The sequence below is a fragment of the Micromonospora sp. CMU55-4 genome (assembly GCF_011602315.1).
GTDB classification, from domain to species: Bacteria; Actinomycetota; Actinomycetes; order Mycobacteriales; family Micromonosporaceae; genus Micromonospora; species Micromonospora chalcea.
The window spans coordinates 88457-105775 of sequence record NZ_JAAOLH010000017.1 but is presented as its reverse complement, the minus strand read 5'-3'; the positions used below and the strand labels follow the sequence as shown (position 1 = coordinate 105775).

21 protein-coding genes are annotated in these 17319 nt (G+C 73.2%); 11 read left to right on the top strand and 10 right to left on the bottom strand.

The window, feature by feature from the left end; genetic code table 11:
- Nucleotides 1-7: 7 nt before the first annotated feature.
- Entirely contained in the window at nt 8-601 is a 594-nt protein-coding gene (locus tag HA073_RS25445; RefSeq protein ID WP_166457451.1) for a TetR/AcrR family transcriptional regulator, read from the bottom strand.
- 127 nt (nt 602-728) lie between these two features.
- On the opposite strand from HA073_RS25445, the gene HA073_RS25440 reads away from it, so the two are divergent.
- Nucleotides 729-1901, top strand: a complete 1173-nt coding sequence (locus HA073_RS25440; RefSeq protein WP_375336243.1) for a macrolide family glycosyltransferase — start codon at nt 729-731, stop codon at nt 1899-1901.
- A gap of 45 nt (nt 1902-1946) precedes the next feature.
- On the opposite strand, the gene HA073_RS25435 is transcribed toward HA073_RS25440, so the two are convergent.
- The gene (locus tag HA073_RS25435; protein WP_231915439.1) at nt 1947-2483 is read right to left on the bottom strand and encodes a DUF1062 domain-containing protein; all 537 of its coding nucleotides are present in this window, start codon (nt 2481-2483) and stop codon (nt 1947-1949) included.
- A 327-nt stretch (nt 2484-2810) separates the two neighbouring features.
- On the opposite strand from HA073_RS25435, the gene HA073_RS25430 reads away from it, so the two are divergent.
- Both HA073_RS25430 and HA073_RS25425 read left to right on the top strand, forming a co-directional pair.
- Nucleotides 2811-3419: a TetR family transcriptional regulator gene (locus HA073_RS25430; RefSeq protein WP_166457449.1), complete on the top strand. Its 609-nt coding sequence runs from the start codon at nt 2811-2813 to the stop codon at nt 3417-3419.
- A gap of 56 nt (nt 3420-3475) precedes the next feature.
- Nucleotides 3476-5044, top strand: a complete 1569-nt coding sequence (locus HA073_RS25425; protein WP_166457448.1) for an MDR family MFS transporter — start codon at nt 3476-3478, stop codon at nt 5042-5044.
- A gap of 66 nt (nt 5045-5110) precedes the next feature.
- On the opposite strand, the gene HA073_RS25420 is transcribed toward HA073_RS25425, so the two are convergent.
- The 3 genes from HA073_RS25420 to HA073_RS25410 all read right to left on the bottom strand — a co-directional run bounded on the left by HA073_RS25420 (nt 5111) and on the right by HA073_RS25410 (nt 7927).
- Nucleotides 5111-5419, bottom strand: a complete 309-nt coding sequence (locus HA073_RS25420) for a hypothetical protein (RefSeq protein ID WP_013286318.1) — start codon at nt 5417-5419, stop codon at nt 5111-5113.
- 134 nt (nt 5420-5553) lie between these two features.
- Nucleotides 5554-6372 carry a TIGR04222 domain-containing membrane protein gene (locus HA073_RS25415; protein ID WP_113974108.1) on the bottom strand — a complete coding sequence of 273 codons (819 nt, stop codon included), beginning with the start codon at nt 6370-6372 and terminating at the stop codon, nt 5554-5556.
- Between the two features lie 13 nt (nt 6373-6385).
- Complete coding sequence (locus HA073_RS25410; RefSeq protein WP_166457447.1) at nt 6386-7927, bottom strand: glycosyltransferase family 39 protein; 1542 nt, start codon at nt 7925-7927, stop codon at nt 6386-6388.
- A 108-nt stretch (nt 7928-8035) separates the two neighbouring features.
- On the opposite strand from HA073_RS25410, the gene HA073_RS25405 reads away from it, so the two are divergent.
- The 6 genes from HA073_RS25405 (at nt 8036) to HA073_RS25380 (ending at nt 11843) form a co-directional block, all read left to right on the top strand.
- A complete protein-coding gene (locus tag HA073_RS25405; RefSeq protein WP_166457446.1) occupies nt 8036-8524 on the top strand; it encodes a GNAT family N-acetyltransferase in 489 nt (162 codons plus the stop codon).
- A gap of 58 nt (nt 8525-8582) precedes the next feature.
- Nucleotides 8583-9110, top strand: a complete 528-nt coding sequence (locus HA073_RS25400; RefSeq protein WP_166457445.1) for a DUF2087 domain-containing protein — start codon at nt 8583-8585, stop codon at nt 9108-9110.
- The gene (locus HA073_RS25395; protein WP_309228060.1) at nt 9107-9616 is read left to right on the top strand and encodes a GNAT family N-acetyltransferase; all 510 of its coding nucleotides are present in this window, start codon (nt 9107-9109) and stop codon (nt 9614-9616) included. The genes HA073_RS25400 and HA073_RS25395 overlap by 4 nt, the downstream gene beginning before the upstream one ends.
- Nucleotides 9617-9690: 74 nt before the next feature.
- Nucleotides 9691-10125 (top strand): Hsp20/alpha crystallin family protein, encoded by a 435-nt coding sequence (locus HA073_RS25390; RefSeq protein WP_030504676.1) that lies wholly within the window; start codon nt 9691-9693, stop codon nt 10123-10125.
- A gap of 104 nt (nt 10126-10229) precedes the next feature.
- On the top strand, nt 10230-11219 hold the full coding sequence (locus tag HA073_RS25385; RefSeq protein ID WP_043324051.1) for a tyrosine-type recombinase/integrase: 990 nt from the start codon (nt 10230-10232) through the stop codon (nt 11217-11219).
- A 165-nt stretch (nt 11220-11384) separates the two neighbouring features.
- Entirely contained in the window at nt 11385-11843 is a 459-nt protein-coding gene (locus HA073_RS25380; RefSeq protein WP_166457444.1) for a hypothetical protein, read from the top strand.
- Nucleotides 11844-11846: 3 nt separating this feature from the next.
- Here HA073_RS25380 and HA073_RS25375 read toward each other — a convergent pair whose 3' ends face one another.
- The 3 genes from HA073_RS25375 to HA073_RS25365 all read right to left on the bottom strand — a co-directional run bounded on the left by HA073_RS25375 (nt 11847) and on the right by HA073_RS25365 (nt 14796).
- Nucleotides 11847-12533, bottom strand: a complete 687-nt coding sequence (locus HA073_RS25375) for a thymidine kinase (RefSeq protein ID WP_369799353.1) — start codon at nt 12531-12533, stop codon at nt 11847-11849.
- A gap of 83 nt (nt 12534-12616) precedes the next feature.
- Nucleotides 12617-14008: an MFS transporter gene (locus tag HA073_RS25370; RefSeq protein WP_043324045.1), complete on the bottom strand. Its 1392-nt coding sequence runs from the start codon at nt 14006-14008 to the stop codon at nt 12617-12619.
- A 20-nt stretch (nt 14009-14028) separates the two neighbouring features.
- Complete coding sequence (locus HA073_RS25365) at nt 14029-14796, bottom strand: glycerophosphodiester phosphodiesterase family protein (protein WP_166457443.1); 768 nt, start codon at nt 14794-14796, stop codon at nt 14029-14031.
- 88 nt (nt 14797-14884) lie between these two features.
- On the opposite strand from HA073_RS25365, the gene HA073_RS25360 reads away from it, so the two are divergent.
- The gene (locus HA073_RS25360; protein WP_240925948.1) at nt 14885-15328 is read left to right on the top strand and encodes a helix-turn-helix domain-containing protein; all 444 of its coding nucleotides are present in this window, start codon (nt 14885-14887) and stop codon (nt 15326-15328) included.
- Nucleotides 15321-15689: a DUF4180 domain-containing protein gene (locus tag HA073_RS25355; protein WP_166457442.1), complete on the top strand. Its 369-nt coding sequence runs from the start codon at nt 15321-15323 to the stop codon at nt 15687-15689. Before HA073_RS25360 ends, HA073_RS25355 begins: the two co-directional genes overlap by 8 nt.
- A 115-nt stretch (nt 15690-15804) precedes the next feature.
- Here the strand turns inward: HA073_RS25355 and HA073_RS25350 are convergent, their stop codons facing one another.
- On the bottom strand, nt 15805-16434 hold the full coding sequence (locus tag HA073_RS25350; protein ID WP_166457441.1) for a flavodoxin family protein: 630 nt from the start codon (nt 16432-16434) through the stop codon (nt 15805-15807).
- 62 nt (nt 16435-16496) lie between these two features.
- Nucleotides 16497-17267 carry a 1-acyl-sn-glycerol-3-phosphate acyltransferase gene (locus tag HA073_RS25345; protein WP_113974122.1) on the bottom strand — a complete coding sequence of 257 codons (771 nt, stop codon included), beginning with the start codon at nt 17265-17267 and terminating at the stop codon, nt 16497-16499.
- Between the last annotated feature and the right edge of the window lie 52 nt (nt 17268-17319).

Below are 17319 nucleotides of genomic sequence, written 5' to 3'. Positions count from 1 at the left end.
CGAATGGCTAGCGGCCAGCGTTCGTCGACGGGGTGACCGCGGCGACGACCAGGTCGACGATCCCGTCGGCGTAGTCGTCGGTCAGCGGGCCGTTGCGCAGCAGCCAGCGGTGGTACAGCGGGCCGAACAGCAACTCCACCACCAGGTCCAGCGCCGCGTCGGGGCGGACCTGGCCGGCCTCGCGGGCGGCCTCCAGCCGGGCGCGGACCGCGTTCAACTGAGGGCGGAGCAGCCGGTCGCGCGCCTGGGCGGCCAGGTCCTCGTCGGCGAGCGTCTCGATGGTGATGGCACGGGTGGTGGCGGACAGCCGGGGATCGGCGAACTCGGCGACTGTGGCCCGGAGAACCGCACGCAGATCAGCCCGCAGGTCACCGGTGTCGGGCAGCGCGATCACCTCCGGCATGTCGTCGGCGAGCGCGTCCAGGATGACCGCGCCCTTGCCGCGCCACCAGCGGTAGATGGTCTGCTTGCCGACCCCGGCGCGGGCGGCGATCGCCTCGACGGTCAGGGCCGAATAGCCGGTCTCGGTCAGCAGCTCCAGGGCGGCGGCGAGGATCGCGCGGCGGGACTGCTCGTTGCGGCGGGTGGGCTGCGGAGTCACAGCGGCAGCCTACCGCGAGACGAGACGTATCGTCTTGACGGAGGTGGTCGTGCCATGCTCTGCTGGGCAAGCGAGACGGGACGTCTCGTCTCAGCAGAGATCAGGAGATCACTTGCCGCACATCGCCATGGTCAGCATCCCGTTCCACGGGCACGTCAACCCGAGCTTGGAGATCATCCGTACCCTGGTGCGGCGCGGCCACCGGGTCACGTACGCCAACGACCCCGCCTTCACCGAGGTCATCCGGTCAACCGGCGCGGAGCTGAAGCCGTACGCCTCGACGCTGCCCGCTGACGGCGGCGCCGGCATCGACGACCCGGTCGCGCAGCTCACGCTCTTCCTCGACGACGCGATCGCCATGCTGCCGCAGCTGCGGGCCGCCTACGCCGACGACCGGCCGGACCTGTTCCTCTACGACATCGCCGGCGCGCCGGCCCGGCTGCTCGGCGAGCAGTGGGGGATCCCGGCCGTCCAGCTGTCCTCGACGTTCGTGGCCTGGGACGGCTACGAGCAGGAGATGGCATCCGCTGTGGAGGCGATGCGGGCCGATCCGCGCGGCGCCGACTACTACCGGCGGTTCACCGCATGGCTGACCGCCGAGGGTTCCTCGGTCACCGACAGCATGGCGTTCCAGGGGCGGCCGCCCCGCAGCCTCGTCCTGCCGCCGGAGGCGCTCCAGCCGAACGCCGACCGCGTGGACCGGTCGGTCTACAGCTTCGTCGGCCCGGTGCTGGGCGACCGCGCCGAGCAGGGTTCCTGGGTACGACCGGAGCACGCCGGGAAGGTGCTGCTCGTCTCGCTCGGCTCCGCCTTCACCCGGCAGCCCGAGTTCTACCGCCGCTGCGTCGCCGCGTTCGGCGACCTGCCCGGCTGGCACACCGTCCTGCAGATCGGCGAGCACGTCGACCCGGCCGAACTCGGTCCCGTCCCGGACAGCGTCGAGGTCCACCGGTGGGTGCCGCAGCTGGCCGTACTGGAGCAGGCGGATGCCTTCGTCACCCACGCCGGCATGGGCGGCAGCAGCGAAGGTCTCTACTGCGGGACGCCGATGATCGCCGTACCGCAGGCGGCCGACCAGTTCGCGAACGCCGAGCAGTTGGCCGCGCTCGGCGTCGCCCGGGTCGTCGACTCGGGCACCGTCACCGCCGCGGAGCTGCGCGAGACGTTGCTCGCCCTCACGTCGGCCCCGGCCGTGGTGGCCCGCAGCGCCGAGCTGAAGCGGCAGGCCCGCGCCGCCGGTGGTGCCGACCGGGCCGCCGACCTGATCGAGGCCGAACTCGCCGTCGCGCTCGGCGGGTAGAGCCGTGGTCGCGGCGGCACCAGGGCCGCCGCGACCACGGCGCGGTCAGTCCTCCGCCAGCACCGTGAAGGTGAATGCGGTGCTCGTCGGACGGTTCAGCGGGATGTCGCACTTGACCCGGCGCAGCACCTCGGACCGGGTGAGGCCGAAGCGGTGGGCGATGAGCCGGTCCGGGCGCACCGGCACCGGGTCGTCGAACGTGACGTTCACCTGCACCGGCCACCCGTCGAGCGGTACGACCGGCGCGTCCAGGCGCCACGCTCCGGTCCAGTCGAGGGTGAAGTGGCAGCGCCGGGCGAACGCCGGGTCCAGCAGTGTGGCCGCCACCAGGTCGGGATCGTTGAGTTGGTGGCCGTGCAGATCGGTGGGATCGAACGAACTGACCGCCGCCCGCTCACGGACGGTGAGCTTGCTGGTCCGGCCGCAGGACACGCAGTGCACCAGCAGCCAGACGTCCAGCAGCTTGCCGTTGGCGTTGACGCGGAACCGGCCCCGGGCGGCGGTGGCCGTCTCCGCCCGGCAGATGACGCAGCGCAGCGACAGCAGCGGAAGGCGGGTCCGGCGTACGACCCAGGGCAGCACGATATGAGGTTGGGATGACATGGAGACCTGATCTCTGAAGACCTGACGCGAGGCCGATTACGCGCGGCCTCGGACGCTGTGGCCGGGCGCGCGAGGGCAGCCCGGGGAGCCGTCGCGCAGGCGACGGCTACAGGCGTGGGGAACGTGTCAGGGTCAGAGAGCAGGAGGGGTCACGTGGAATCGTCCTTCTTCGCTGCGACGGGAGTGCGGGAACCGTACGGGACGTGCGGAACCGCTCTCAACCCGTTTTCCGGCACCGCTGCGTCACGCATCACTTCACTGACTAAAAGTTTGCAGTCCCTGCAAGATCGCTCGTAGGGTCGTGGCGTGACCACGGATCAGAGCCGCCCCGGCCTGCGCGACCGCAAGAAGCGGCAGACCCGCGCCGCCCTCAGCGCCGCCGCGCTGCGCCTGGTCGCCGAGCGCGGCCTGGACCAGGTGACGGTGGAGGAGATCAGCGAGGCCGCCGACGTGTCGGCCCGCACCTTCTTCAACTACTTCCCCAGCAAGGACGAGGCGCTGCTCGGCGACCAGCCGACCGACCGCGGGGTGCTGGCCGCCCACATCGTCGCCGCGCCGCCGGAGGTGTCCGCGTTCGACGCGCTGCGGCTGGCCTTCGGCGACGTCGTCGAAGCCGTCGAGGCCGACCGGGAGGTGTGGCTGCTGCGGCTGCGGGTCATCGCGGCAAACCCGTCGCTTCTTCCGCGTCTGATCAGCGGCAACGCCGAGACCGAACAGGTGATCGTCGCGGCGGTGGCCGCCCGGCTGGGCCTCGACCCGTGCCACGGCCACCCGACGCTCGTCACCACTGTCGCCGGCGCGGTCTTCCGCACGGCCCTGATGCAGTGGGTCGAGCGACCCGACACGACGACGCTGCGCGAGCTGACCGCCGAGGCGTTCGCCGCCGTCGCCGCCGGCCTGCCCGATCCGTCCTGACCCCTCCCATCCGTACCGGCCGCGGCCGCCCGCCCGCGCACACGACAAGGAGTTCGATGACCACCGCCACTGTTCCGCCCGCCGAGACGGGTACGCGGATGTCACGCCGGGAGATCCTCCAGGCGTTGTCCGGCCTGATGGTCGGCATGTTCGTGGCGATCCTCGCCTCGACGGTGGTGGCGAACGCGCTGCCCCGGATCATCGCCGACCTCAACGGCAGCCAGACCGTCTACACCTGGATCGTCACCAGCGAGCTGCTGGCGATGACCGCGACGGTCCCGCTGTGGGGCAAGATGGCCGACCTCTACAGCAAGAAACTGCTGATCCAGTCGTCCCTCGGCCTGTTCGTGGTCGGCTCGCTGGTCGCCGGATTCACCCCGAACGTCGAGGTGCTGCTGCTCAGCCGGGTCATCCAGGGCATCGGCGCAGGCGGCATGACCGCGCTCGCCACGATCGTCATGGCGGCCATGATCCCGCCGCGTGAGCTGGGCCGGTACGCCGGCATCTTCGGCGCGGTCTTCGGTGTCGGCACCATCGCCGGCCCGCTGATCGGCGGCGTCCTGGTCGACACGTCCTGGCTCGGCTGGCGCTGGTGCTTCCTGATCGGTGTGCCGTTCAGCCTGCTGTCCATCGCGCTGCTGCAGAAGACGCTGCACCTTCCGGTGGTCCGCCGCAGGGTCCGCATCGACTGGCTCGGCGCCCTGCTGATCACCTCCGGTGTGTCCACGCTGCTGATCTGGTCGTCGCTGGCCGGGAACAAGTTCGACTGGGCCTCGGGCTGGACCGCGCTGCTGGTCGGCGGCGGGCTGGCGCTACTCGCGCTCGCCGTGTTCGTCGAGTCCCGCACCGACGAACCGATCATCCCGCTCGGCATCTTCCGCAACCGCACAGTAAGCCTCACCACGGTGGCCAGCATCCTGGTCGGCGTGGCGATGTTCGGCGGCACGGTGTTCCTGTCGCAGTACTTCCAGACCTCGCTCGGCAAGTCGCCGACGGTGGCCGGCCTGATGAGCCTGCCGATGGTCCTCGGCCTGCTGGTCTCCTCGACCGTGGCGGGTCAGCTGATCACCAAGTACGGCCGGTGGAAGATGTTCCTGGTCGCCGGCGCCGCGGTGATGACGGTCGGCATGCTGCTGCTGAGCACCATCGACGCGAACACGAGCGTGCCGATGCTCTCGGTGTACATGGCGGTGCTGGGCGTCGGCGTCGGCATGCTGCTGCAGAACCTGGTGCTGGCCGCGCAGAACGATGTGCCGGCCGCCGAGCTGGGCGCGGCGACCTCGGTGCTGACGTTCTTCCGCAGCATGGGCGGCGCGGTCGGGGTCAGCGCGCTCGGCGCCGTCCTGGCCAACCGGGTCACGTCGCTGACCACGGAGAAGCTCGGCCCGCTGGCCACCAGCGGCGGCTCGGCCGAGGTGCCGGACCTGTCGGCCCTGCCGGAGCCGGTGTTGCGGATCGTGCAGGAGGTCTACGGCACCGCGACGTCGGAGATGTTCCTCATCGGCGCGCCGTTCGCGCTGCTCGCCCTGGTCGTCGTGCTGTTCATCAAGGAGAAGCCGCTGAACACGCTCAGCGGTGACGAGCGCCGGGCCCGTGAGGAGGCGGCGGCCGCCGGGATGCACTGATCCCGCACGGTCGAGCGTGGGGCCGCCCCCGGGAGTCACCGGGGGCGGCCCCTTGTGCGATACCGGTCAGCGTTCCGTACGGTCGTTGATCTCGGTGCCGGACTCGCCGGGCATCGCGCCGATCGACTCTTCGGCGGCCCGGCCGCCGGTGCTCTCGTCGCCCTGCTTCAGCGAACTGCGGGGCAGCCCGGCCAGGTGAGCCGGGTCCTCGATCGGCTGGGGCGGCCACTGGTCCTGCGTACCGTCGGTCACCCCGGCGCGGCGCAGCGCCTCGACCAGTTGGTCCGGCGACAGGCGGTCGACCTCCTGTATCCCGGCCCCGCGCGCAATCGCCTGCAGTGTCTTCAGGTCTTCGCTCACGAATGTCTCGGCCATGCCCGAGCCTTCCCGCCCCTCAAGACAAGGAAACCGGCGGGCCTGCCACCGCCGGGTCGATCATGAAGTTGTACCGGACAAACCGGGCGCCGGACACCGTCAACCTCATGATCGACGCGAAATGGGAGGTTCGGTCAGCGGCGGGCGGGTTTGCGGTCGGGGCGCGGGCGGTCCCGGTCCGGGTCGATCCCCACCTGGACGGCGAACGCCGGGTCCACGGCCAGCAGGGGGCGGGGGCCGAACAGCGCCATTCCGGTGAGCAGCGTGTCGGTGTCGCGGCCCTGCCAGACCGGGCGGCGCTCGGGGTCGAGGTCGGCGTGCTCGCGGCGCAGCCGCCGCAGCAGGCGCCGAGCGGCGGACCCGGTCTCCGGCACCTCGGTCAGCCACCAGCCGCCGAGCGCGGTGGCCAGGCAGCAGAGCAGCAGCCCGGCGACCGAGGCGGGACCACCGGCGGAGCGCCCCTCGACGGCGCTGTCCACGAGCCGGGTCAGCCCGACCACGGCGACCGCGAACAGCGGCACCGTGCCCAGCGCGATCCGCCGTCGCTGCGCGCGGGTGAGCAGCCAGCCGTCGCGGACCAGCCGCCCGACCGTACGGCGCAGCGCCCGGCCCACCTCCGGGTCGGCGAGCACCGCGGCCCAGGTCTGCGGGCGGCGCAGCGCGCTGTGCAGGGCGCGCACCAGCGCGGGCGAACCGGCCGGGGGACGCCCCTGCGCGTGCAGGGTGGCCAGCTCGCCGATCTCGACGCCACCGGCGCGGCGCAGCGCGGCCACCCCGAGCTGGCAGGCCAGCAGCGCCCGGTCGGTCAGGTACGCCAGCTCGACCCGGTCGGGCGTCGCGCCCCGGGTACGGCGGCCGGTCAGTTCGCGTACCGCGATCGCGATCGCGACGGCCACGGCGACCGCGCCGAGGTAGTCGAGGAGGAAGATCGACCCGCTGACTCCCCAGAGCATGGCGGCAAGTATGTCAGGAGCCGTGCCGTACCTCGGAGTCCCAGATCTGCGACCACTGGCGGCGCAGCCCTCGGGCGACGAAGATCGGCTCGCCGTTCTCGTCGTTGTCGACGTCGACCCGCTGGTCGACCCGGCCGGCCTCGGTGACCTCGGTGAACCAGGCGCGCAACCGGTCCGGGCGGGACCAGCCGACGACGATCACCACGTCGGCGTCGTCGGGCGGCCGGCCGAACGTGGCCATGCTGTTGTGCCCCGAGTACGCGCGGGGCAGTCCCCGCTGCGGCCCGTACCGAGCCAGCGCGCCGGCCTCGCCGTAGTTGCCGGTCAGCACCACCGCCCGGTCCCGCTCGGGCGGGGGCAGGGCGCGGTGCACGGCGGCGACCGAGTCGGCGAACTCGGGCCAGCCGATGGTCTCGCCCGCGTCGTAGTTCGCCGCGACCACGAACCCGGGCAGCCGGTCGGCGGGCAGCGTGGGCAGCAGCAGCACCGCGCTGCTCGCGGCCATCAGCACGGCGGCGGTGACCAGCAGCGCCTGCCGGATCCGGGGCGCGCCCCGCCGCGCCCATTCGACGGCCGGCACCACCCCGGCGGCGGTGAGCACCAGCAGCAGCGGCGCGTCATAGTAGCCCTTGCCGCCGGCCACCAGCACGATCGTGACCACCACCAGCCAGGCCCAGGCAAGCGACCGGTACGCCGCCCAGGACGGCCGGCGCAGCAGCGCGGCCAGCCCGGCCACCCACACCGGAACCGCGAACGGGCTGATGATCAGGAACTGGAGCACCAGCGCGTCGATCCGGCCGCTGTAGGAGCTGTCGCCGTCGGCGATCGACGCGGCGACGTCGAGCTGCGGGAAGCCGTGCGCGGCCTGCCACGCCACGTACGGCACGGCGAGCAGCACGGCGACGCCCGTGCCGGCGAGCACCCACCGGTCGCGCAGCAGCCGGCGCGGCCCGGCGATCAGCAGACCGGCGACCAGGCCGACGCCGAGCAGGGCGGGCAGCGGCTTGTTGAGCAGGCCGACGCCGAGCGCGAGCCCGGCGCCGAGCGCCCACCGGCTGTCGCCGGTGCGCAGCATCCGCACCACGCACAGCGCCGCGGCCAGCCACACCAGCAGGTCGACGCTCGTGGTGCTGAGCAGGTGGCCGCCGGCCAGCACGATGCCTGAGGCGGCGGCGAGCACCGCCGCGGCGCTCTGGGTGACGCGGTCGGCGCCGAACTGCCGGGCGATGGCGGCGACCAGCACCACCGCCGCGCCGCCGATGAACGCCGACGGGGTACGCAGCACGACCAGGTTGCCCGGCGCAATCGTGTCGGCCAGCCGGGCCAGCGCCGGCACGAGAGGCCCCTGGTCGACGTAGCCCCAGTCGAGGTGCCGGCCGCACAGCAGGAAGTACAGCTCGTCGCGGTGGTAGCCGTAGCGGCCGGCGAGCGACAGCAGCACGACGGTGAGGACCGCGCCCACCACCATGGGCGCTGCGGTACGCGGACCGGCGGGCGGCGGGCCACCGGGCGCGGCGGCCTGGCTCCGATCGACGTCGGCGACTGATTCGGCCACCTGCCCATGATGGACCGCACCGGTGGGCCGTCGATGCCCCGTGACCCTCGGCCGGGTGGACGGAAACCGGTGGCCGGACGGCCGGGGCGACGGTTAGCGTGCCCGGCGATGAGGATTCGTGACTACGCCGACGCCGACTGGGACCAGGTCTGGCCGATCTTCGCCGACGTCGTGACCGCCGCCGACACGTTCGCGTACGACCCGGAATGGTCGCCGGAGACGGCGCGCGAGGTGTGGGTGGAGCGGCCGCCGGGGCGTACCTCGGTCGCGGTGGACCACGACGGCGCGGTGCGCGGCACCGCGAAGACGGGCCCGAACCGGCCCGGGCCGGGCTCGCACGTGGCGACCGCGAGCTTCATGGTGGCGGCGCACGCGCGCGGCCGGGGCGTGGGCCGTGCGCTGTGCGAGGACGCGTTGGACTGGGCGCGGCGGCAGGGCTTCGCCGCGATGCAGTTCAACGCCGTGGTGGAGACCAACACGGCGGCGGTGGAGCTGTACCGGCGGCTGGGCTTCACGGTGATCGGCACCGTGCCGGAGTCGTTCGCCCACCCGACGCTGGGCCGGGTCGGGCTGCACGTCATGCACCGGCGGCTGTGACATCGGCGGCCGGAAAACGCCTGGCCGGACCGGGTGGGTTGCTGACAGGCTGCCCGCCATGACCGCTCATGCCCTCGCCGGGGCGCTCGCCGACGAGCGCCGCCGGACCGTGTTCGCCGCGATCGTGCTCGGCGCCCGGGACCTGTCTGCCGTGGTGGCCCGCACCGGGCTGCCGGCCCGCGATGCCGCGGTGGCCGTACGCCGTCTCACCGACACCGGTGTGCTCGCCGACGACGGGGGCGGGCTGCGGGTCGACGCCGAGCGGCTGCGCGAGTTCGCCCGGGCCGGGGCGGCGTCGCCGGTAGCCCCGGCGGCGAACCCGCGCGAGATGATCCTGCGCACGTTCCTGCGCGACGGCGCGCTGACCCGGCTGCCCGCGCAGCGCGGACGCCGCCGCGTGCTGCTGGAGCACATCACCGAACGCACCTTCGAGCCGGGACGTCGTTATCCGGAGCGGGAGGTGGACGACGCGCTGCGCCGGTGGTGCGAGGGCGGCGAGGCCGACCACGTGACGCTGCGCCGCTACCTGATCGACGACATGCTGCTCACCCGCGAGCAGGGCGTCTACTGGCGGACCGGCCCGTGACCGGCTGGAGCACGCACGTCGCGCGTCCGGACGAGCCGGACGCGGCGCTGATGCTGCGCGAGTACATGGCGGAGATGGTGCGCCGCTGGTACGGGCGCCCGGAGCGGCCCGGTGAGGTGGACGCCGCGCTGGCCGAGGACCCGAGCGACGACCTGGTCGCGCCGAGCGGGCTGCTGGTGCTGGCCCGCCGCGACGGTCGCCTCGCCGGGTGCGCCGGGCTGCGATGGCAGCCGGACTGGGCCGAGCTGACCCGGGTGTACGTGCGCCCGGAGCACCGTGGCGCCGGTGGTGGAGCGGCGCTGCTCGCCGCGATCGAGGCGTACGCCGTCGGTGGCGGGGCGACGCGGATCCGGCTGGACACCCGCTCCGACCTGGTCGAGGCGCGGGCCCTGTACGCCCGGCACGGCTACCGGGAGATCCCCGCCTTCACCAGCGGCCCGTACGCGCAGCACTGGTTCGAGAAGTCACTGCCGGCGCGAGTTGACGACGCGGCGCGGGCGCGTTAAAACAGAACCAGGAACTTGAGTCACCAAGACTCAACTTGAGACCTTGGGCCAGGAGAACCGAGGAGGCAAGAGCCATGTTGATGCGTACCGACCCGTTCCGCGAGATCGACCGGATCGCCGAGCAGTTCTTCGGCACCGCCGCCCGGCCCGCCGTGATGCACCTGGACGCCTACCGCGACGGTGACCACTTCTACGCGGCGTTCGACCTGCCCGGCGTCGACCCGGACAGCATCGACTGCACCGTCGAGCGCAACGTGCTGACCGTCCGCGCCGAGCGCCGTCGCCCCAGCGGCGAGAACGTCGAACTGGTCGCCGCCGAGCGTCCGATGGGCACGTTCACCCGGCAGCTGTTCCTGGGCGACACGCTCGACACCGACCGGCTGGAGGCCGGCTACGAGAACGGCGTGCTGACGCTGCGCATCCCGATCGCCGAGCGCGCCAAGCCGCGCCGGATCACCGTGGCCACGCCCGCCGAGGGCAACGGCCGCCGCCAGCTCACCACCGCCTGATCGTTCACGCCGACGCGGGGGAGGCCGGAGCGCCGGCCGACCCCGCGTTGTCGTACCAGCGCGCCTGATCGCCAAACCATCCGCGGGCTGAGAGCCTTTCTCACATGCTTCGCCCCGAGGTGCTGCCGCGCGCCCGCACCGCCGCCCTGCCCGCCGGCCCGGCCGACGTCACCGAGGCGTGGCTGCGCAACCGGCGGCTGTCCGAGCACACCCGTGACGCGTACCGCCGTGACGTCACCGGCTGGCTGAGCTGGTGCGCCGAGCGGGGGCTCGACCCGCTGCGGGCCACCTTCCTCGACGTCAACGCCTACGGCCGGGAGCTGGAGTCCACGCCGCGCGGGCGCGACGGCCGGACGCTCACGCCGGCCACCGTGGCGCGCCGGTTGTCCGCGTTGTCGAGCTGGTACGACTTCCTCGCCAAGCTGGGCGCGGTGACCGCCAACCCGGTGTCGGCGGCGGACCGGCCGCGGGTGGACCGGGACCACTCCGCCACCGTCGGCCTGACGCCGGAGGAGGTCGACGCGCTGATCGCCGCCGCCGAGACGGACACCGGCCCGACCGCCGCCCGCAACCGGGCCGCCGTCGCGCTCCTGGCCGACCTGGGGCTGCGGGTGGGGGAACTGGTCGCGCTGGAGGTGTCCGACCTGGGCACCGAGCGCGGTCACCGCAGCGTCCGCTTCGTCGGCAAGGGCGGCAAGGTACGCCGGCGCGCGCTCACCCCGGGCACCGCGTACGCCCTCGACGCCTACCTGACCGCGCGGGCCGAGGCGCAGGGCGTGACGGTGCCGGAGCTGACCGGTCCGCTGCTGGTCACCGCGACCGGCGGCCGGCTGGACCGGCATGCCGTGTTCCGGCTGGTGCGCCGCCTCGCGCAGCGCGCCGGGATAGCCGCCTGGGCGAAACTGTCGCCGCACTCGCTGCGCCACGCGTTCGCCACCACGGCCCGCTCGGAGGGAGTGCCGCTGGAGGACGTGCAGGACGCGATGGGGCACGCCGATCCGCGTACCACCCGCCGCTACGACCGGGACCGGCACAACCTGGACCGCGATCCGGCGTACGCGATCTGGGCGGCCCGCGCCCGCCGTCGCGGCTGAGCCGTCGCGCGGACCGGTCAGCCCTGCGGGCGGGGGCAGAGGCAGAACGGCTGCCCGATCGGGCGTACCGGCAGTCTGCCGCCGCCCCCTGACGTCTTCGGCCCGTCACGGGCGCGCGGCGCAACCGCCTGCGCGGCGCGTTCCGGTTGCCTACCGTCGACGGTGATGGGCAGGCAGCAGGAGTGGCACCACACGGCCCGGCAGCGCCGGCCGCTACGCGCGGGCGTGCTGATCGCCGGTCTCGGCGTGGGCACCTGCCTGATCGGGGTGGCCGGGCTGGCGGTGTGGAACGCGCAGGTGGTGCTCCAGTCCGACGGGCCGGTCCGGGAGACCGCCGACGGGTTCTTCCGCGACGTCGCCGCCGGGGACACCGACGCGGCGTACGAGCGGCTGTGCGCCGAGGCCCGGGGTAGGTGGAGCAAGGCCGGCTTCGGCAGTTGGGTGCGTACGCCGCCGCAGGTCAGCGGCTACGAGATCGTCGACGTGTCGGTGGCGACCCGCTCCGGCAAGCCGACCGGGACGGTGATCGTGCGGATCAACCGTGACGGTGGCGGCAGCGAGGAACGTGAGTTGCCGATCGTGTCGGAGGGCGGGTCGTGGCGGGTGTGCGGGGACCCGTTCTGAGGCTCAGGCGCGGGGGCCGAGGTCCCCGGAGCGGTAGTGCCGCCGGCACAGCACCTGGTAGCGCACGTCGGCGGTGTCCACGGTGTCGCCGATGACGACCTGGGCGCCCTCGCGGACCACCGCGCCCTGCACGACCCGGGCGTTGAGCAGCCCTTCCCGGCCGCACCAGCACAGCACCTCGACCTGGATCCGGGCCACCTCGTCGGCAAGTTCGAACAGCCGCTGCGCGGCCGGGAACAGGCAGGAGCGGAAGTCGGTGGCCAGCCCGAAGGCGTAGACGTCGACGTCGAACCGGTCGACCAGTTCGGCCATCTGCTCGACGTGTTCGAGGTTGTAGAACGACGCCTCGTCGCAGATCAGGTAGTCCACCCGTACCCCTTCGGCCCAGGCGTCGCGGACCAGGTCGCGCAGGTCCAGGTCGTCGGTGACCTCGACGGCCTCGTGGGCCAGGCCGATGCGGGTGGTGACCTGCGGGCCCAGCGAGCGGTCGATGCGGGTGGTGACCAGGCCGCGGCGGCCCTGGCGGGCGTGGTTGTGGTTCATCTGCAACGCCATGGTGGACTTGCCGCAGTCCATCGGCCCCCAGAAGAACTTCAGGGCGGCGGCGTGCAGCGGCCGGCCGTCGACGCCGCGGGCGGCGGCGCAGCCGGCGGCTCGGTCGTCGCCCGGCCCCGGCAGGGGACGGGCCAGGCAGGTCGGGGCGGCGTCGTCGGTCACGTCGGGGCAGCCTAGTCCATCGACGCCGCCGGATCCGGTCCGCGATGATCGACCCGTCAGAGCACCCGGGGCGGGGTGTTGCCGGCGGCGATGATGGCCCGGCGCATCGGCACGGCGGCGAGCAGCGCGAAGCCGACCACGAAGAAGATCAACAGTGACACCAGGCCCACCCGGTACGACGAGGTCAGCTGGAACACCAGGCCGAACGCCAGCGGGCCGAGCCAGCTGGTGCCCTTGTCGCTGATCTCGTAGAAGCCGTAGTACTCGCCTTCCTTGCCGGCCGGGATGAGCTGGCTGAACAGCGACCGGCTCAGCGCCTGGCTGCCGCCGAGGACCAGGCCGATGCAGCCGCCGAGGATCATGAACGGCACGGGCGCCTCGGCCGGCAGCCGGAACGCGGCGATGATCACACCGGTCCAGAGCACCAGCGACAGCAGCACCGTCTTCCAGGCGCCGATGCGCTTGGCGAGCGCGCCGAGGGCGAGCGCGCCGCCGAACGCGAGGAACTGCACCAGCAGGATGGTGACGATCAGCGTGCTCTGGTCCAGTCGCAGCTCCTCGGTGCCGTACTGGCTGGCCAGGGTGATGACGGTCTGGATGCCGTCGTTGAAGACCAGGAACGCGAGCAGGAAGAACAGCGTCAGCGGGTACGTCTTGAGTTCGCGCAGGGTGCGCCCGAGCTGCCGGAACCCGTCGGTGAGCACATTGCCGCCCGCCTGCAAGGCGGCGGCGGTGGGGTGCTCGCGCAGCCAGCGCAGCGGGACCAGGGTGAACGCCGCCCACCACACGCCGGCGGACACGATCGACCAGCGGGCCAGGTCCAGCGTGCGCTGGGCGTTGCCCTCCTCGCTGAGCATGGTGACGGCGACGAGGTTCAGCGCGAGCAGCAGACCGCCGCCGAGGTAGCCGATGGCCCAGCCGCGGCTGGAGATGCCGTCGCGCTCGTCCGGGCCGCCGAGTTGCGGCAGGAACGAGTTGTAGACGACCACGGCGGCGCCGAAGGAGATGTTCGCGACCAGGAACAGCGCGCCGCCGAGCAGGTAGCGCTCGCCGGTGACGAACGCGAACGCGATGGTCGCGCCGGCGCCGGTGAAGGCCGCCGCGGCGAGCAGCCGTTTCTTGTGCGCCGACCGGTCGGCGATCGCGCCGATCACCGGCAGCACGAACACGGTGAGGAAGACCGACAGCGAGATCAGGTACGGGTAGAACGAGCCGGCGGCGACCTTGACGCCCAGCGGGTACACCGCGCCGTCGCAGCTGTCCGCGCCCAGTTCGCAGCCGGCGGCCAGCTCGGTGACGGTGGTCAGGAACGGCCCGAGGAAGACCGTGATGACCGTGGTCTGGAACGCGGAGTTCGCCCAGTCGTAGAAGTACCAGCCGGTGCGCTCGCGGCGGGTGCTGCCCGGTCCGGCGGGGTCGGCGACGGCGGGGGTGACCGTATCGGCCATCGGGGGTCGTCCTCGGGGGGTCAGGCGGCCCAGTGGCCGCGGCTGCGGTAGACGTCGCGGAGCACGCTGACGTGATCGGTCATGATGCCATCCACACCAAGATCAAGTAAGTGGTGCATCTGGGCGGGTTCGTCGATCGTCCAGACGTGCACGTGCAACCCGATCCGGCGGCAGTACGCGAGGAACCGCCGGTCCACCACCGGCACCCGCCCGAAGGAGACCGGGACCTGCGCGGCGACCACGGACGGGGGCAGCCGCACCGGTCGCCCGTGCAGCGAGGCCAGCCGCAGCCGGGCCACGCCGCGCATGCCGAGGCTGGTGGCGACCGTCGGGCCGGCCAGCGCGCGCAGCCGCGACAGCCGGGCGTCGCTGAACGAGGCGAGCAGCACCCGGTCACCCGCGCCGGCCCGGGTGACGGTGGCGACCGTGGGCGCCACGCCGCCGTCGGACTTGACGTCGATGTTGAACCGCACCTGCGGCCAGGCGTTCAGCACGTCGTCCAGCCGGGGCACCAGGGCGGCCCCGCCGACGCGCACCGAGGCCAGGTCGGCCCAGCGCAGGTCCGCGATGCGACCGGGCTCGCCGGTGACCCGGCGCAGCGTCGGGTCGTGGAAGACCACGGGTACGCCGTCGGCGGTGGCGTGCACGTCGGTCTCCACGTACCGGTAGCCCAGGGCGACGGCACGGGCGAACGCGGCGGCGGTGTTCTCGTCGCCGTCGGCCGCGCCGCCGCGGTGGGCGAACGCCAGCGGCGCGGGCGCGTCGAGGTAGCCGTGACGGGGCTGCACGCGGGCAGTATGCCCGGCCCGGGTGGCGCGCACATGGCCGGGCGATGAAATTACCTATCGTTCCCTATCGTGACTAAGGTAGGGTGCGATGAGTAACGACATGTATTCGGTCGAGCAGGTCGCTGACCTGCTCGGGCTGCACGTGCGAACGGTGCGCGGCTACATCCGGTCCGGTCGGCTGCGGGCCACCCGGATCGGCAAGCAGTACCGGATCGCGCGTGCGGACCTGGACGCGCTGACCGGCCGGCCGGTCGTCGCGGCCACCGGACCGGCGGCGGAGGTGTCGAGCGTCCTGCGGCTCGACGGCGTCGACCGGGCCGCCGCCGACCGGCTCGCGACGCTGGTGCTGGCCGGCGTGAACACCCACCACGACCCGGACCGTCCGCTGCGGGTGCAGACGGTCCACGACGAGGAGCGGCAGCGCATGACCATCATGATCCTGGGCGACCCCACCGCCACCGCCGACCTGCTGCGCCTGGTCGACGGGGTGCTGGGCGGCGGCAACGACCTGCTCGGCGGCGGCCGTGACTGACCTGATGCAGGAGCGCGCCGGGGTGGCGGTGCTGGTCTGCGATCCGGACGGCCCGCCGATCGCCACCGAGCGCGACGCGCTGGACCTGATCGGCGCGGCGTTCCTCGGCGCGACTGTGGTGGCGGTGCCGGCCGAGCGGCTCGACCCCGGCTTCTTCACGCTCGGCACCCGCTTCGCGGGCGAGGTGATGCAGAAGTTCGTCAACTACCGGCTGCGCCTGGCGATTGTCGGCGACATCTCCGCGCACCTGGAGCGCAGTGGCGCGCTGCGGGCGCTGGTGGCCGAGTCGAACCGGCACGACCAGGTGTGGTTCGTGCCCGACCTGACCGCCCTCGACGCCCGCCTGCGCGCCACCGGCTGACCTTCGCCCCGCCTCGCTGATCTTGCACTTGCGGCCCTCGTCGGGGGTGATTGGCCCGGTTTGCCGGGGCACCAACCGCAAGATCGGCGGAGCAAGGGGGCGCGGGAGTGGCGGGTCAGCTGCCTGCGTCGCGGGTTCCCGGCGGCGGGTAGGGCTGCTCCGCGAGCAGCCGGGCCAGGTGGGCGCTGTTGAGCGCCAGCGCGGCGGTGGTGCGGCCGGTCGTGTCGGGTTTGGGGCGGGCGTCGACGTAGTCGGTCTTGTGCAGCGCCTCGCCGACCCAGTAGGTGGCCCCGGCGGCCGGGCAGGTGAACCCCACCTCGTTGAGGGCCTGCTGCACCTCGGCGATGGTGTGGTGCGCGCCGTCCTCGTTGCCGACCACTGCCACCCCGCCGACTTTGCCGTAGGTACGCAGGCGGCCCTGGTCGTCGGTCTCGGACAGTTCGGCGTCCAACCGTTCCAGGACCATCTTGGTGACCGACGAGGGCTGACCGAGCCAGATGGGCGTGGCGATGATCAGGATCTGGGCGGCGAGCAGCTTGGCGCGGATGGCGGGCCAGCCGTCGCCGGCACCCTCGTCCACGGAGACCCCGAAGCGCACGTCGTGGTCGACCACGCGCACGATCTCGCCGTCGACACCCTGATCGGCCAGCGCGTCGAGCACCTCCTGACCGAGCACCTGGGAACTGGACGTCGCCGGTGAGCGCTTCAGGGTGCAGTTGAGGACGAGTGCTCGAACAGCGGTCATGGCCGGATCCTCTCCGCCTCGGGATTGCGGGACTTGATACCCGCCTCCGGGGCCGGGATGCGTCAGCCGGGGCGGTGGCGGCGGTGGGCGCGGGCGGTGTCGACCGGCCGGCCCGGGTCGACGTGGCGCGGCAGTTCCGGCTCGTCGGGGCGCAGCGGGACCAGGTCGTCGGTGATCGCGTCGATGATCCGGTCGGTGGCGTGCCGGGCCGCGCCGGGAGAGCCCGACCGCAGGTCGTCGATCGGCACCGGGGCGCCGAAGTGCACCCGGATGGCGGGCCGGCGGACGAGCGCGCGGGCCACCCCACGCAGCATCCCCTTCGGCGCGCGGTACGGCAGTACCTCGTGCGAACCCCACTGCGCCACCGGTACGACGGCGGCGCCGCTGGCGAACGCGAGCCGGGCCGTGCCGGTCTTGCCCCGCTCGGGCCACATGCCCGGGTCGAGCCCGATGCGTCCCTCCGGGTAGACGAGCACCACCGAGCCGCCGGCCACGGCCTGGGCGGCGACCTCCAGCGAGCGGTGCACGGCGGCGGTGCCGCGGTCGACGCGGATGTGCCCGGCGCGGCGCATCAGCGCCCCGATCACCGGGGTGCGGAACAGGCCGCCGGTGGCCATGATCCGTGGCGCGACGTCGCGGACCCGGCAGGCGGCGGCGAGCACGACCGGGTCGAACGGGCTGATGTGGTTGGCGGCCAGGATCAGCGGGCCGCGGCGCAGCGCGTCGGGCACGTCGCCGGTGACCTCCAGCCGGCCGACCAGCCCGACGGCGGCGCGGGCGAGCGTCTGCGCGCCCCGCCACAGCAGCGGCGCGCGCCAGAGGGTGCTGTTCATCAGTGCTGGATGGTCGCACGCGCAGGGGTGGCGGTGGGAGCCGGTGGGGGTC

Bases quoted from the DNA above. Each gene is read 5' to 3' on its own strand.
- HA073_RS25380 (WP_166457444.1), top strand. From the start codon at position 11,385: ATGGGCAGGCAGCAGGAGTGGCACCACACGGCCCGGCAGCGCCGGCCG.
- HA073_RS25345 (WP_113974122.1), bottom strand. From the start codon at position 17,267: ATGAACAGCACCCTCTGGCGCGCGCCGCTGCTGTGGCGGGGCGCGCAG.
- HA073_RS25405 (WP_166457446.1), top strand. From the start codon at position 8,036: ATGAGGATTCGTGACTACGCCGACGCCGACTGGGACCAGGTCTGGCCG.
- HA073_RS25390 (WP_030504676.1), top strand. From the start codon at position 9,691: ATGTTGATGCGTACCGACCCGTTCCGCGAGATCGACCGGATCGCCGAG.
- HA073_RS25360 (WP_240925948.1), top strand. From the start codon at position 14,885: ATGAGTAACGACATGTATTCGGTCGAGCAGGTCGCTGACCTGCTCGGG.
- HA073_RS25370 (WP_043324045.1), bottom strand. From the start codon at position 14,008: ATGGCCGATACGGTCACCCCCGCCGTCGCCGACCCCGCCGGACCGGGC.
- HA073_RS25425 (WP_166457448.1), top strand. From the start codon at position 3,476: ATGACCACCGCCACTGTTCCGCCCGCCGAGACGGGTACGCGGATGTCA.
- HA073_RS25415 (WP_113974108.1), bottom strand. From the start codon at position 6,372: ATGCTCTGGGGAGTCAGCGGGTCGATCTTCCTCCTCGACTACCTCGGC.
- HA073_RS25350 (WP_166457441.1), bottom strand. From the start codon at position 16,434: ATGACCGCTGTTCGAGCACTCGTCCTCAACTGCACCCTGAAGCGCTCA.
- HA073_RS25440 (WP_375336243.1), top strand. From the start codon at position 729: ATGGTCAGCATCCCGTTCCACGGGCACGTCAACCCGAGCTTGGAGATC.
- HA073_RS25420 (WP_013286318.1), bottom strand. From the start codon at position 5,419: ATGGCCGAGACATTCGTGAGCGAAGACCTGAAGACACTGCAGGCGATT.
- HA073_RS25385 (WP_043324051.1), top strand. From the start codon at position 10,230: ATGCTTCGCCCCGAGGTGCTGCCGCGCGCCCGCACCGCCGCCCTGCCC.
- HA073_RS25400 (WP_166457445.1), top strand. From the start codon at position 8,583: ATGACCGCTCATGCCCTCGCCGGGGCGCTCGCCGACGAGCGCCGCCGG.